General features: G+C 45.0%; 9 protein-coding genes and 1 tRNA gene. 3 read left to right on the forward strand and 7 right to left on the reverse strand.

Annotated features, from left to right (window positions below; translation table 11 throughout):
• Position 1: 1 nt before the first annotated feature.
• From QUB08_RS05540 to trhO, 4 genes are all read right to left on the reverse strand, one after another.
• Entirely contained in the window at positions 2–1,930 is a 1,929-nt protein-coding gene (locus QUB08_RS05540) for a response regulator (protein WP_333223823.1), read from the reverse strand.
• Positions 1,931–2,233: 303 nt separating this feature from the next.
• A complete protein-coding gene (gene dpdE, locus QUB08_RS05545) occupies positions 2,234–5,602 on the reverse strand; it encodes a protein DpdE (RefSeq protein ID WP_333223824.1) in 3,369 nt (1,122 codons plus the stop codon).
• A 575-nt stretch (positions 5,603–6,177) separates the two neighbouring features.
• Positions 6,178–6,906: a glutathione S-transferase gene (locus tag QUB08_RS05550; protein ID WP_333223825.1), complete on the reverse strand. Its 729-nt coding sequence runs from the start codon at positions 6,904–6,906 to the stop codon at positions 6,178–6,180.
• 51 nt (positions 6,907–6,957) lie between these two features.
• Positions 6,958–7,905: an oxygen-dependent tRNA uridine(34) hydroxylase TrhO gene (gene trhO, locus QUB08_RS05555; protein ID WP_333223826.1), complete on the reverse strand. Its 948-nt coding sequence runs from the start codon at positions 7,903–7,905 to the stop codon at positions 6,958–6,960.
• 227 nt (positions 7,906–8,132) lie between these two features.
• Between trhO and QUB08_RS05560 the strand changes: the two genes are divergently transcribed.
• Positions 8,133–9,347 carry a tyrosine-type recombinase/integrase gene (locus QUB08_RS05560; RefSeq protein WP_333223827.1) on the forward strand — a complete coding sequence of 405 codons (1,215 nt, stop codon included), beginning with the start codon at positions 8,133–8,135 and terminating at the stop codon, positions 9,345–9,347.
• Positions 9,348–9,436: 89 nt separating this feature from the next.
• Here QUB08_RS05560 and QUB08_RS05565 read toward each other — a convergent pair.
• The 3 genes from QUB08_RS05565 to QUB08_RS05575 all read right to left on the reverse strand — a co-directional run bounded on the left by QUB08_RS05565 (position 9,437) and on the right by QUB08_RS05575 (position 9,973).
• Positions 9,437–9,508: transfer RNA gene (locus QUB08_RS05565), tRNA-Gly, on the reverse strand.
• Positions 9,509–9,589: 81 nt separating this feature from the next.
• Positions 9,590–9,769 carry a hypothetical protein gene (locus QUB08_RS05570; RefSeq protein WP_333223828.1) on the reverse strand — a complete coding sequence of 60 codons (180 nt, stop codon included), beginning with the start codon at positions 9,767–9,769 and terminating at the stop codon, positions 9,590–9,592.
• Between the two features lie 63 nt (positions 9,770–9,832).
• Complete coding sequence (locus QUB08_RS05575; protein ID WP_333223829.1) at positions 9,833–9,973, reverse strand: hypothetical protein; 141 nt, start codon at positions 9,971–9,973, stop codon at positions 9,833–9,835.
• A gap of 479 nt (positions 9,974–10,452) precedes the next feature.
• Between QUB08_RS05575 and QUB08_RS05580 the strand changes: the two genes are divergently transcribed.
• Together QUB08_RS05580 and QUB08_RS05585 are read left to right on the forward strand one after the other, a co-directional pair.
• A complete protein-coding gene (locus tag QUB08_RS05580; protein ID WP_333223830.1) occupies positions 10,453–10,647 on the forward strand; it encodes a hypothetical protein in 195 nt (64 codons plus the stop codon).
• 183 nt (positions 10,648–10,830) lie between these two features.
• Positions 10,831–14,562, forward strand: coding sequence for a chemotaxis protein CheB (locus tag QUB08_RS05585; RefSeq protein ID WP_333223831.1), 3,732 nt, complete (start codon positions 10,831–10,833; stop codon positions 14,560–14,562).
• The last annotated feature ends 74 nt before the right edge of the window (positions 14,563–14,636 follow it).

Genomic DNA, 14,636 nt, shown 5'->3' on the forward strand with positions numbered 1-14,636 from the left:
ACTATATATTCAGGCTATGCGTAAGTCCTATATTTCTCGGCTTAAGTAAAGGACGAGCGCGCCTGATTCGGCTGAGTACCCGCGTGACTAATTCAGGCTCTAGTACCGGCTTGGTAATAAAATCATCGGCTCCCGCTGCAAAGGCTTGTTGCAGAGATTCTGGCTCGGTATGGGCTGTCACCACCAAAATCGGTAAATTTTCCCATTGGATATCTTGTCGGACGACTTGACACAATTCTAAGCCGCTGACGATCGGCATTTCTAGATCAAGCACTACTAAATCGGGTTCTGTGCTAATTAACACATCCCAAAATTGCTGTGGTTCTTTGAGGGTTGTCACCTCAATTCCCCAAGGAGTCAGTAACGCTGATAATTTAACCAGGATCACAGGGTCATCATCTACGATTAAGACTTTGGCTTCAGAAGTTTTGGGACTGGGTAGAACACGGGTAATCGCTCGAAAAATTTGCTCGGTGGTTGCAGGTTTGTGGAGAAATTGCTTAGCACCTAAGCGCGATACAGCCAAGCGATCGGCAAGACTATCTCGTCCGGTAAAGACAATTATAGGCAGGTTAGGCGATCGCTCGGTCAGTTCTCGCAGTAGCGTCAATCCATCTTCCTCTGTCTCTGCAAAGCTTAAATCTAGTAACATCACATCGGGCATTGACAGAGCAAGACGCGATCGGGCATCAGTAATATTCGGCGCAATTTTCATCCGCAATCCCCAAGCTTCGGATTCTACTTTCAATCGCTCCGTTAATGCAGAATCATCATCAACTACCAAAACCCGATAGTTGAAAGTTGAAATAGTAGAAACTGATGCAGCCGTTGATGTAATCGATGTTTTGGCTAATTCCTGCTGTAATCCTGTCACCAATTCCGAGAATTCGGTAATTTCCTCAGCAGTCAAAGAGCGATCGTTTATTAGCAAATTCTCTGCAGAGCATGCCAAGTTCGAGCCTTCTGGATAACCAAAAGAGCCCAGAGAGCCGGCCAATTTATGAGCTTCATTTTTTGCCGCTTGCTGTAATTCTGTTTCTAACTTTCCTGCTAATAGAGCAGTTTTTGTTTGCTCCAATACAGCCATTTGTTGTTTGAGGTCTCCCCGAAACCGCTCTAACACTTTGTCGCTCTCAGACTTATCTATCCCGCGAGATTGATTTTTTTCGGTACTCTTTGTGACCAACTTGTTGAAGTTAAAGGGCCCAGATTGGGGGTACGGTTTCAGTCGATAGCCCATGCCATAAACTGTTTCAATGATTTCTTCAGTTAAGCCGCCGGCCTTCAGTTTCTTTCTGACATCCTTAATATGAGTGATAATGGCGCGATCGGTTGGTGCGTCATCAAATCCCCACAGACGATCCAAAATAGCATTGCGACTAAAGATGTGATCGGGATTTCGCAGCAATAATTCCAGCAGATTATATTCTGTCGGTGTCAGTGAAATTATTTGTTCGCAAAATCTCACTCTACCAGACTCTAAATCTAAACAAAGATCTCCCCAAGTCAATGTATTAGCCGCTAACTTCTGAGTAGAACCTCCTGGGGAAAGTGCTTTACTGCGTCGCAATAAAGTTCGTATCCTTGCCAGTAATATTTCCGTAGCACAAGGCTTGCTGATGTAATCATCGGCTCCAGCATCGAAAAGAGCCACCACCTCCGCATCTGAATCATTTGTAGTCATTAACAGGATCGGTTTGCAGTAGCCTTGCGATCGCAATTGCCGACATAGACTAATTCCATCTAGTTTAGGAACCTGCACATCTAACAAAATCAGGTCATACTCAATTGCTGCTGCCAAGTCTAGGCTCACTTGTGCATCATTTGCCCGATCGAACCCGTAATGATTTGCTTCCAACACCTTTGCCAGGGTTGCACTCAGCCCTCCATCGTCCTCTACGAGCAGAATTTTTATCGGAGACTTCTTCATTTTGGCTGTGCGGTTCAATTCCCATGCGATCGACGCGCTTTAATGTCAGGCCGAAGCGTGGCTTTTAACTAAATCACTGCTACTCATTACTACTCCTTTTATCTTACCATTTTTGCAGTCAAATCACCTAAAAATTGCTGTCACTTCCGCAGTTTACATAAAACCGAGCGCCCTTTTATCCATATCCGTCCATCGTGGCACGGGCGTCTCGCCTGTGCTTCCGAATCGGGTCAAAAAGAGCGTGAAGCGAAGCTATCCCGTAGGGAATCGCCCTCAAAAAGAGCGATCGCCCTGCCAAACAAATTATCCTTCATCCTCCGACTTTACAGGAGCACGCCCAGAAATCACAATAAATCCCACAGACTCAAGAGTCATGTGCGGGCGGCGAATACCAGCTAAAACAGCTTGACTCAACAAACTTTCCGTACTGATTTCATCAGCCAAAACCGATTCTAAAACTTGTTCGGATTTAGAAAGTCGATTCAAGCGTAACTGCAATTGATTCACCCGGTTTTCGAGTTGGATTGCAGCACTGACAGCAAAACTATTGCACATTTCCACAAAAGCCGATCGCCCGCGCAGCAACTCCTCAGATACCACCCGTCCCTTTTGACAAAAATCATCCCATTCTAACGGATCGACAAAACTGTCAATCAGCGACGTGCGATTTTTTGACAAATTATAATCCCGATTCGGCCCGCCTTTTCCCTTATAAGCCCGCTGCAAAATCGCTAGAATTTCCGCATCTTCCACCAGAGCCATTTCTTCGCTGCGAGCATCTACAAACACAGTTTCAAAAATAGGGAGAAACAGAGCATCAGCGCGGCGCTGCAAAGCTTTCAAGTTGTAATTTTCGATATTTTGTGCTTGCAAAACTTGCTCAGCAGGCTGCACATCAGTCTGGATTGAATAATTAAACTGAAAGCCAAACCACTCCTTCCCGGGCTCCGCATCCCAACTTTCATCATGCCGCCACATGGCAAAAGCTTGACCGCGATCGTCCCAGCGAATATAAGAGCCAAGTGCATCGATCAATCCCTCACCAATGCGGTAAAGAGCGACATCCGCATTCTGATAAGCAATACGGCGATTGTAACTGCCATATTGCTGGCAATAAGGAATCAATCTGGTTCTCAAATCGTTCGAGGGAATCAAAGTTTTTTGAGTAGGTTGATAGCGCAGCAACCCCGATACACTCGGATGTTCGATTTGTTTGAAGTGAAGAGCTTGGCACAACCAACCTTCAGTAGCCCGCTGCATTTCTTTATGCTTAGCATCGCAGTTATCGAGAGATTCAAAATACACAGAGGCGCTGTCATCAAGAGTATCAATTTCATCGAGAACGTACTGTTCGTCAATTTTGATTTTCTCTTGTTCGATTTCAGTTTTAATCGCTTCAATTTCGCTGGATAAGCCCTTGCCTCCCTCAGCAAACAACTTTTCTTCCAGTTTGAGAATTTTTTCCTCAGCATAAAACTGAAGGCTGGCAATAGATTTGTTGAAGATATCAAACCCATCTTTTAAAACTTGAAACCAAGCTTCGTGGGGACTCTCTGGCAAATCCGGGCCTGCAAACAAACAAAATTGCACTCCCATTTTGCTGCCAATGCGATCAACTCTGCCGAGTCTTTGTTCTAACTGATGGGGAAACCACGGCAAATCGAAGTGAATTAACCAATCTGTCAATTGCAGATTTACCCCTGCTTCCGCCGATCGATCGCACACTAAGATAAAACAATGGGGTTCAGTCTTAAACCGCTTGAGACTAGCCTCAACATCATCAGCCGATTTGCTCGTGTCATGGCTGGCGATCGCATTTTTACCAAAGATTTTCGCTAAATTTTCCGCAATCTCTTTACAAGTTGCAGTAAAACTGGTAAAAATTACAATTTTCGGGAAACGCTCGCCCGGAATCGGTCGTTTAATTTGCTGTTGAATTCTCGACAGTAAATCGCGAGGTTTGCTGTGATACTCGCGCGGAACCTTCAAAGCAACTGCGAGAAATCGGAGAATGGCGATTCGTAACAAACTCAGTCGATCGAGCCCTTCCTGGGGCTTGTCCAGGGTATTGAGCAAGGTTTCCAGCATTTCCCTTTCTTCGGGAAACAGCTCAGTTTTGGTCAAAATTGCCGTGTCATTTTGTCCAAATTCGCGATCGAGTTCTGGAGTCGATTTTTTCTGCAAACGAGCTTTGACAACCCGTTCTAAAACATTCAGCCAAGTACCAGAAGCGCGGAAAAACAGCAGAAAAATTCTCTGATATTCGCTCGACTTGGGAGCGACTGTGCGCCATTTATCGAGTACGGTTTGAATTTCCGACCACTGTTCATCATTCAGATCATACTCAGTTTTGGGGACAGCATCTCGATCGAAAATCACATCTTCAACCGCATCCCGGCGGTTGCGAAGGATGCGACGATGAAGGCGGTAAGTATCTCTAACGTGAGTACGAATAGTTTGGACAAGGCGAGCCTGTTCTGCGGTTTCTTTAGTTCTCAAACAACTTTCTAACTCGGTTGCTAATCCGATTAAATAATCATCTTTGGCAAAAATAGTGCGAAGTTGAGCGAGTTTTGTTTGCAAAAATGCAGGCTTAGCATTTTCTCTAAAATCCAGCAAAGCGCGGCCGATTTCTTGACGGTTTTGCACCTGTTCTTTGAAGCTTTCCAGGTCATCAAGACGGTAAGTTGTGGGATCTAGCAAGTGCAGCATCGTTAGAAAATCTTGCTCGTGGCCGAGAACTGGCGTTGCAGATAATAACAATACATTTTTGCTTTTCTGAGCTAGTTTCTGACAAAGTTCAAAGGACTGCTGCTGAGCGCGATCGCTCGAATTTGCCATTGCTGCCACATCATGCGCTTCATCCACAATCAGAAAATCTAGGTTAGCATTGCGGCTAACTTGATTGATTTCGCTAACAGCAACAAGCTGCACTCGGTCAGCAAAATGAGACAAATAGAATTTATTTTCCAACTCCTGCCGCCACTGTTCGAGCAAGTATTTCGGAACCAGAACCACAGCGCGTCCGTTGGGTTCATCTAGCAGAAATTGGCGGAGAATTGTCCCGGCTTCTACTGTTTTTCCGAGTCCTGGTTCGTCTGCCAATAAATAGCGCACGATTGGGTCTTCTAGGACGCGCCGGACGACTTCAACTTGGTGCGGGTAGAGGTCTATGTTAGCAGAAATTAAACCGGTCATGCCGCGGCTGACGGCCCGCTGTTCGATCGCAGATTGAACGAATGCCAATCGGCGATCGTGAAAATAGGGCGTTTCTTGGCCTTTGACTGCTAAAATGTCGATCGGATCGGCGATCGGGATATTGCAGCGAACGTAAAGTTCGGTTTCAACAGCTTGCAAACTTTGGCTGTCGGGGAGGTCAATTTCATACTCTAATTTATCTTCATCCCAGTCATAAACTCGCCCAATTATCCATCTTTCCTGAGTTGTGCTCCAGAGGTAGCAGCGGGTTTGGCGCTGAAGTCTAGCTTCTTGCAGTAGACTTAATGGCACAGTTTTGCGGATGCGGTTTTTAACTGAGCAAAAATATTCAACTACCGCCTCGGTACGCGATACCTCGACAACTTTTCCGACTCCCAAATCGTTTCTGGGCGATCGAACTAACGAACCAACATCAATCATAGTTTCAGCCTGACAATACTTACTAGAATACACTAACGCCTTTCACGTTAAAAATTTTAGCAAAATGCGATTTTTGCCGCCGTCACTTTTCTAGTCAAATGACAGTAAATCTTGTATTCTGAAAAAAATAAGTTTAGCATGGTAACTAACATTTTGCACCATTCTCAAGAACGGGCTCTCCGGCCCGTTCCACAAAAGATAAATTTTCTTAAAGATAAATTTTCTTGTGGAACAGGCATCTTGTCTGTTCCTAAAAGGCTAATTGAGAATTGTTCAACATATAAGTTAAAACTAACATTTTGCACCATTCTCAAGAACGGGCTCTCCGGCCCGTTCCACAAAAGATAAATTTTCTTGTGGAACAGGCCGAAAAGCCTGTTCCTAAAAGGCTAATTGAGAATTGTTCAACATATAAGTTAAAACTAACATTTTGCACCATTCTCAAGAACGGGCTCTCCGGCCCGTTCCACAAAAGATAAATTTTCTTGTGGAACAGGCCGAAAAGCCTGTTCCTAAAAGGCTACCATTTTCTGTCCTAAGAAAACGTAGTGAAACAATCTCAAACCCTTTATTCAACACCCTTTAGTGCCTAAGTCCTGAATAACTAATTACGAGGAAGGAAAAATAACGCCTAGATTACCGGATTCCCATTTCGGATATTTCTGCATCACACTGCTATAAATTTCCGAGTCTGTAAACCCTGCTAACCAAGCTTGTAGCGGCGGCCAAGGCTGTTCGTTGAACCAAGTTTGATCTGTATGAGCAAATTGACGAACAAAAGGTGCGATCGCCATATCAGCCAATGCTACATTGTTACCAAACAAATATTTAGTCGCGCTTAACTGTGCATTTAGTTTGTCCAGGAATAAAGAACCTTCATAACGATGTACTTGGGCATCAACACCGGGATAACGATCGGGGTACTTATAACGGTCAAGATGATATTTAAACCTATCATCAAATAGAGCGATTAGTTGCAGCATTTCTGTAACAGAACCTTGCTGTGGCATCAACCATTTTTCAGGATCGTGTTGTCTCAATGCCCACAACATGATATCGATACTTTGATCGAGTACGCGCCCGTCAACATCAATCAATATTGGTACCGTACCTTTGGCAGATACCTGCAACATCTCTGGTGGTTTGTCTCGCAAAACAACTTCCCGCAACTCACACACCCGATTGCTAACCATCAAGGCCAAGCGTGCCCGCATAGCATAGGGACAGCGGCGAAAGGAATACAAAATCGGGTATCTTGCTGACATATAATTAGTCGATCGCGCGATCGGGTTTTTCGGGTCAGAAACCCGGTTTATTCGTAGATTTCTCGTCGCCAAACAAGATTTTTCGTAGTAACCGGGTTTCTTTGAGTTTAGTCAATAATAATATTAGTCGATCGCACCATCTACTTTTTCCTTCGCATCGTAGCGCGCGCCTATATGTACTTGGTTGCGACGCTTAGCAAGCTCAATCTGACGTTGACGTTCAGATAAGGCTTGTTTTTTGGTTTCAGTTTTTGAGTCATGACAATGAGGACAACTCACACCAAGTACAAATAATTCAGAAGCCTTATCTTCCTGACTAATTGGGTGACGACAACCGCGACAAAGTTCATAGTTACCCGGCTTTAAGTCCTGACCAACAGAAACCCGTTCATCAAAGACAAAGCATTCACCTTCCCAACGACTTTCGGCTTCCGGCACCGTTTCCAAATATTTTAAAATTCCGCCTTCAAGATGATAGACTTCATCAAAACCTTGAGTACGCAAAAAAGCAGTAGATTTTTCGCACCGAATACCACCGGTGCAAAACATTGCTATTTTGGGTTTATCGCGTAAAGCAGCTTCTTGCAGCGCCCATTCAGGTAACTCAGAAAAGCTTTTTGTTTTGGGATTAATAGCGCCTTCAAAAGTACCCATAGATACCTCAAAGTCGTTACGCACATCAACCACGACAACATCCGGGTCATCAAGCAGCTTATTCCACTCATCAGCCTTGACATATTTGCCAGCCATGAGGCGGGGATTAATGTCCGGTATTCCCATCGTGACTATTTCGCGCTTCAAGCGTATTTTCAAGCGGTAAAAAGGTGCTTTTTCCGAGAAAGATTCCTTGTGTACCAGATCCGCAAAACGTGGGTCACTACGCAAGAATGCCAGCACTGCGTGTACGCCTTCCGATGAGCCTGCGATCGTGCCATTGATGCCTTCGGCTGCTAACAAAATAGTGCCTTTGACGTTGTTGTTGTTGCAACAATCGAGTAGCGGTGCTTTCAGCTCAGCAAAATCAGGTAGTTCAACGAACTTATATAAAGCAGCGGTTAAGAAATAAGCCATAGATCGAATTTATAGCACTAATTAATTTTCATACTTCTATGAAAATTCAGTCAAAGCGGACGGTGGGACTCGAGCTTACGACGTTTAGCATGGGAAGGTTATTTATAATACCACGGAATCCTGCTAATAGTCTAGTTTGTGACAATCTGTAACATTCACTTACACAAATATTGTATTTATCTGGTGTTTAAAATGGTTACACTAGGAGCATTGAACTGGTAAAGTTTATGGCAAATTTTCTCAAAAAAGCTCAAAAGGGGACTGTAGTGGTGCAGTCCAACGAGGGAAGGCTGAGACTGCAACTGCCGACACATCTGTTTGACGGTCAGCAAAAATTTCTTTATCTGAATATGGCTGATACGGTCGAAAACCGAGAACTTGCTCGAGCTAAAGCACAAACAATTGAGGCAGACATTAAGTTTGAAGAGTTTGACAGCACTCTCAAAAAATACAAGCCCCAAACTTACTTAACCGTTGTAGAGTCTATTAAACCTAAAGCGGAACTAACATTTTCTGAATTGTTTAATCGGTACTTGACATTCAAAGAACCTACTTTAAAAGAAACCACTTTTAACTACTTAATTAAAAGCATTCAGGTCTATATTGACCGCTGTCCTCCTACAATTATTTCGGAGGAAAATGCTTTAGAAATACGTCAATGGTTGCTGGAAAATACGACAAACAGTATGACCAAGCGGGTACTTACTCATTTGAACGCAGCTATCAAGTGGGGAATTAAATTCAATCTGATTAGCCTCAAAACTTCCCCGCTTGAAGGGATGGCACAAGAGTTACCCAAACACAACTGGGAAATTGACCCCCAGCCCAATGCTTTCACGCCTGACGAAAAAGAAAGGATTATCAAGGCTTTTGAAGAACATCAAGGCAACTGGAACGGCAGAGGATTTTCGGGGATAGCTTATTCTCACTATGCTCCTTTAGTGAAATTTTGGCTTTATACCGGCTGCCGACCTAGTGAAGGAATTGGACTAACTTGGGGACAGATAACTCCCGACTGTGGAAAAGTTATTTTCAATCAAGCTATTGTCACGAACTACGGCAAAACAATTGCAGTACAGGGTTCTAAAAATCACCATTTCCGCAAACCCCGTACCTTGCCATGCGGTGAAAAATTACGCCAGTTGCTGCTGTCAATTCGCCCGGAAAATCCCGACCCAAAAGCGCTGGTTTTTCCGTCTCCCGAAGGCAAAGCAGTTAATCAGAATAATTTCCGAAAACGCGCTTGGGAAAAAGTGGTCAAGCCGATTGTCAAACGCAATAGCACGCCTTATTCCTGTCGCGATACTTTTATTACAGAGCAAGCAGTTAAAGGTATTAGCTTAGCTGTAATCGCTGGTTGGTGCGATACTTCAGAAGGAGAAATTCGCAAAAGATACTTTGATGAAAAAATCTTAGAACACATAAGACCGATCGATAGTTAGCTGCAAAAAAATTCATAAACACCCTAGCTACCTGTCCGATCAGCGCTAAAACCCTTGATTTATCAATAGTTTGGTGCGCCTTCTATCAAAGCGGACGGTGGGACTCGAACCCACGACGTTCAACATGGGAAGTTGACATTCTACCACTGAATTACGCCCGCGCTTAGTGTTTTTTACCTGTTTTCACCTTCTTTCGCTGTGGAGGCGGAGCGGTAAAAAACGACTAGAAAAACATTGTACAACTATTTTCTGATTTTGAGTAGAGCATTTTGATAATCAATTTTGGGCGGCAGCCGATCGCACAGCCGAGCCATGATACAGTAGCAGACGAGCCAATTGTCATCGCGGCCAAAAGCTGCCACTAAATGAGCCATCGCCTCGGTTCCCAACCTTGACAAAGAGTTAGTGGCTTCGGATCGCACATTCGGATCGCGCGATCGAACTTCATCATTTTTAACAGCGCAGCCATTGAGTCCGCAGTTTGACTATGCCGCCATCCCATCGCCACGATCGCACCACACCATCAACTCGGTATCGTTCACTTTGTTCAGCAACATCGGTAGCGCCACCGCAGAATCGCACTTTCTCTGAACCGTTACCCCCCGCCGACTGTCTTGAGAATCCAAACTTGGCAGCGCTGCTGGATTTCGCTAATTTCCCTAAGCCAATTAAAATATATTTTTGTTACTTTTCTTTACGACTTTAGCGAGGATTGCCGGATTTTGGGAACATTAAAAAAAATTCAGTTATGAGATTGTGTCGGCCAATTAACAGCCTCAAACTTCAACACCAGAAGAAGTTCAGGAAGTAATTGCTGAGTTTGAGTAATATTGGCAAGGGTCGATCGACGATACCTTGAAAATAACTAACAAGGTACAAATGACCCAACAAGCAGTGATGAAACACTTCTAAAATTATCCCGATATAGTTTACATCGGCGGGTGGTAGCCAATTTGCGCTCGCAACAATTTTCCTCAAAATGAGATTAATTGCGGTTCTGTAGAGTATGCTGTTTTTTTGAGTTTATGTACTTAATTGTACTGTTTTCTTTCCCCCCAGCTTCTGCCTAGCCCCACTGCTTGATAAGGGCGGACAAGATTCGGGTTTGAACTTCCTTGATGAGTGGGCGGATTTAGGAGAAATGGACTCTGTGGCGGCAAACATTCATAGAAGTGTTACGATCGCAGAATGTGGTAAAATTACTCTGCCTCTACTTTCAACATTACAATTAGTAGAATTTATGACGGAGTTCAACCCTGACGATTGTCCCCATTTATCAAGGCAGTATGGCTCTCAATAATAATAATAATAATAATAATAATAATAATAATTTGAAAATCGCTCGCGCCGAAGCAGCCTGATCATCAATATATCCCCAGGTAGATGCCTGCTCCTTCATTTTCTTATATATGTTATAGATATAATAAAAATAAAAAATTATCATCATAATATTTATTAAAACAGCAAGATAGGGGTATAAAAAATGAGTCAGAATAAGTTTTCCAAAAAATCTAAACCTCAAGCTGATATGGATGCTGAAGTAAAGCAACCAAACAATCAAAACGAGTTATTTCCAGTCGTCGGAATAGGAGCCTCTGCAGGTGGATTGGAAGCTTTTACCAAATTACTCAGCCATTTGCCGATCGATACCGGCATGGCGTTTGTAATAATTCAGCATATGTTGCCGACTCAGGAAAGCGTGTTGAGGGAAATTCTGGCTCGATCGACCCAGATGCCCGTGCATGAGGTAAAAGAGGAGATGCCCATAGAACCGAATCAGGTATACGTCATCCCCCCGAGTTTCAGCATGACCATCGATCAAGCGGTGCTCAAGCTAACCCCTCGCGGCCAAACACACGGGATATTTATGTCCGTCGATATTTTTCTGGTTTCCCTCGCCGCAGAAAGGGGGAACCAAGCCATCGGCGTCGTTTTGTCCGGGGGCGACGGCGATGGTGCCCAAGGATTAAAAGCGATTAAGGCTGCAGGCGGTATAACTTTTGCCCAATGTGAAGGATCGGCACAAGTCAGCAGTATGCCGAACACTGCGGCGGCTACGGGTCAGGTAGACTTTATTTTGACACCGGAAAAAATTGCCCTGAAAATAGCAGAGATCAGCCGTCATCCCTACATTGCCGATCGGCCTGCGGCAGAATTGACCACCAGCGAAGATGCGATCCAAAGTAAAGATGCGATCGCCAAAATATACTCTTTGCTGCGCGCCGCTACAGGAGTTGACTTTACTCACTACAAACAAACCACCTTGAAGCGGCGGATGCAGCGACGGATGGTGCTGTACAAGCTGGAACGGATCGAGGATTATGCCGAATATCTCCAAAACAGTCCTACAGAAGTAACGGCGCTTTATCACGATGTCTTCATTCATGTCACCAGCTTTTTCCGCGATCCCGAAAGCTTTGAGGCTTTAAGCAGCAAAGTTTTTCCCGAAATCGTTAAAGATAAATCGTCGAAAGTACCGATCAGAATTTGGGTAACAGGCTGTTCAACCGGTGAAGAAGCTTACTCGATCGCCATCTGCTTGTTAGAGTTTTTAGCAGATAGAGCTACGGATCTGCCGATTCAGATTTATGCGACAGACATCAGCGAAAATGCGATCGCCCAGGCGCGCCGAGGCATTTATAAGCAAGCCCAAGTCGCCGATATTTCACCCCAACGCCTGCATCGGTTCTTTGTGGAAGTCGAGGGCGGATACCAAATAGCTCAGTCGGTGCGCGAACTCTGCGTCTTTGCTAAACAAAACCTGATCAGCGATCCGCCCTTTTCCCGGATGGATTTGATCTCCTGTCGGAACGTGCTGATCTATCTGGGCCCGCCTTTGCAGAAAAAGCTGCTGCCAATTTTCCACTATGGGCTTCGGCCCGCCGGCTTTTTGCTGTTAGGCACTTCGGAAACGGTTGGTGACTTTTCAGAATTGTTTGCGCTATTAGACAAAAAGAACAAAATTTATACTAAAAAACTGCTGTCGCATTGGCTAAGCATGGATTTAACTGCCAGCAACTATCCTGCGACACTCCTCAACCCACCGCTGGTGACGGAAAGCTTAAACGAAATCGAAATCGAGAAACAGGCCGATCGCATTGTTTTGAATAACTATGCGCCTGTCGGCGTCGTAATTAACACAGCCAGGGAGATTCTGCAATTCCGAGGACAGACGAATGCCTACCTAGAACCGTCTCCCGGTAGGGCTAGCTTAAATTTGCTGAGAATGGCAAAAGAAGGATTGCGCCTCGAACTCCGCACTGCAATTGAACAGGCCTCCCAACTGCAGTTGCCGATCACGCGCGAAGGCTTGCAAATTAAAGAAAGCGATCGCACCCGCCTCGTCAGAATTAATGTGATTCCATTCCCAACAGGCGCTGTAGCAAAAAACTATTTTTTAGTGTTGTTTCAAGACGAGCCGCCGATCCCTGCAATGCCTGCTGTAAAGCATCGTAGAGTCAACTCCGATGCTTTAGAAGGTGAAAGTTTGGAGATTGCGAGGCTAGTAGAAGAACTCAAAATTACAAAAGACCACCTGCAATCGATCGTCCAAGAACATCAAGCAGCTAACCAAGATTTGAGAGCGGCCAACGAGGAGATTTTGTCGAACAACGAAGAGTTGCAAAGTACAAATGAGGAACTCGAAACCGCAAAAGAAGAGATTCAGGCAACCAATGAAGAACTGAACACGATTAATGACGAATTGCAGCGGCGCAATGTTGAATCAACTCAGGTGAGTAACGATTTACAGAATCTGCTCAGCACCATCAATATTCCGATTCTGATGGTGGGAGGCGACCTGCGAATCCGCCGGTTTACTCCCGCAATCGAAAGCATCTTCAACTTGATTTCTAGCGATGTCGGGCGCTGTTTGAGCGACATCACTCACAAGTTGATAATGCCGGAGTTAGAGCCAATGATTGTAGAGGTGATCCGCACCCTCAATTTGAAAGTTCAGGAGGTTCAAGATCGAGAGGGTCATTGGTATGATCTGCATATTCGACCGTATCGGACGATCGACCACAAAATTGATGGGGCTGTGGTGATGTTGGTGGATATCCACGAGCTCAAAGCCAGTGCCCAGCATTTGATGGAAGCGAAAAACTACGCCGAAACGATCGTAGAAACCGTGCGGGAACCGTTGCTAGTGTTAGATCTCAACCTGCGGGCGATCACCGCCAACCGTTCTTTCTACGAGACGTTTCGGGTGATGCCGATCCACACTGAGCAACACTCGATCTTCGATCTTGGTAACAGACAGTGGAATATTCCCAAGTTGCGATCGCTCCTCGAAGAAATTCTGGCAGGAAATGCCGAGTTTCAGGATTTTGAGGTCGAGCATGACTTTGAGCATATTGGGCATAAAATAATGCTGCTCAATGCCCGCAAAATGCCTCCCATCGGCGATACACAGATGATTCTGTTGGCGATCGAGGATATCACGGAGCAAAAACAGTTTGAGACAGAACGCAGCCTTCGGATTCAAGAACAATCGGCTCGTGCGACTGCTGAGGAGGCAAACCGCGTCAAAGATGAGTTTTTGTCCGTCCTCTCTCACGAACTGCGGACGCCGCTCAATGCGATGATTGGCTGGGCACAGTTGCTGCGCCTGAAAAAATTTGACCAGGCTAAAACCGACGAGGCGCTAAAAACGATCGAGCGCGCCGCCAAAGCACAAAACCAGCTCATCGATGACATCTTAGACGTTTCGCGAATTACCACAGGCCAGTTTCGGCTCAATGCTTTGGAAATTGAGCTGAATCCACTGGTTGAAAATGCGATGGAGGTGGTTCGTTTGGCAGCAGAAGCCAAAAATCTTCAAATTGAATCCAGGCTAACTCCTTTAACACTAAACGTATTGGGCGATCCAAACCGTTTACAACAGGTAGTGTGGAATTTACTTTCAAACGCGATTAAATTCACCCCAGCCGGAGGAAAAATAGAAATCGCATTAGACTACATTGATGGCATGGCTCAAATCCAAGTTAGCGATACTGGTAAAGGCATTCTCCCTAATTTTCTCCCCTATGTGTTCGATCGCTTCCGTCAGGCCGATAGTAGCTACTCTCGCAGAGACGCTGGATTGGGGCTAGGACTCTCGATCGTCCGTCATTTAGTAGAACTCCACGGCGGTACTGTTGGTGCAGAAAGTTCAGGTGAGGGACAAGGGGCAACGTTTAGCGTGAGGTTGCCGCTACGAACCGATATCCCATGACTGTTGACTGTTGACTGTTGACTGTTGACTGTTGACTGTTGACTGTTGACTGTTGACTGTTGACTGTTGACTGT

The organism is Microcoleus sp. BR0-C5 (assembly GCF_036705045.1).
Taxonomy (GTDB): Bacteria; Cyanobacteriota; Cyanobacteriia; order Cyanobacteriales; family Microcoleaceae; genus Microcoleus.

Bases quoted from the DNA above. Each gene is read 5' to 3' on its own strand.
- QUB08_RS05560 (WP_333223827.1), top strand. From the start codon at position 8,133: ATGGCAAATTTTCTCAAAAAAGCTCAAAAGGGGACTGTAGTGGTGCAG.
- trhO (WP_333223826.1), bottom strand. From the start codon at position 7,905: ATGGCTTATTTCTTAACCGCTGCTTTATATAAGTTCGTTGAACTACCT.
- QUB08_RS05585 (WP_333223831.1), top strand. From the start codon at position 10,831: ATGAGTCAGAATAAGTTTTCCAAAAAATCTAAACCTCAAGCTGATATG.
- QUB08_RS05540 (WP_333223823.1), bottom strand. From the start codon at position 1,930: ATGAAGAAGTCTCCGATAAAAATTCTGCTCGTAGAGGACGATGGAGGG.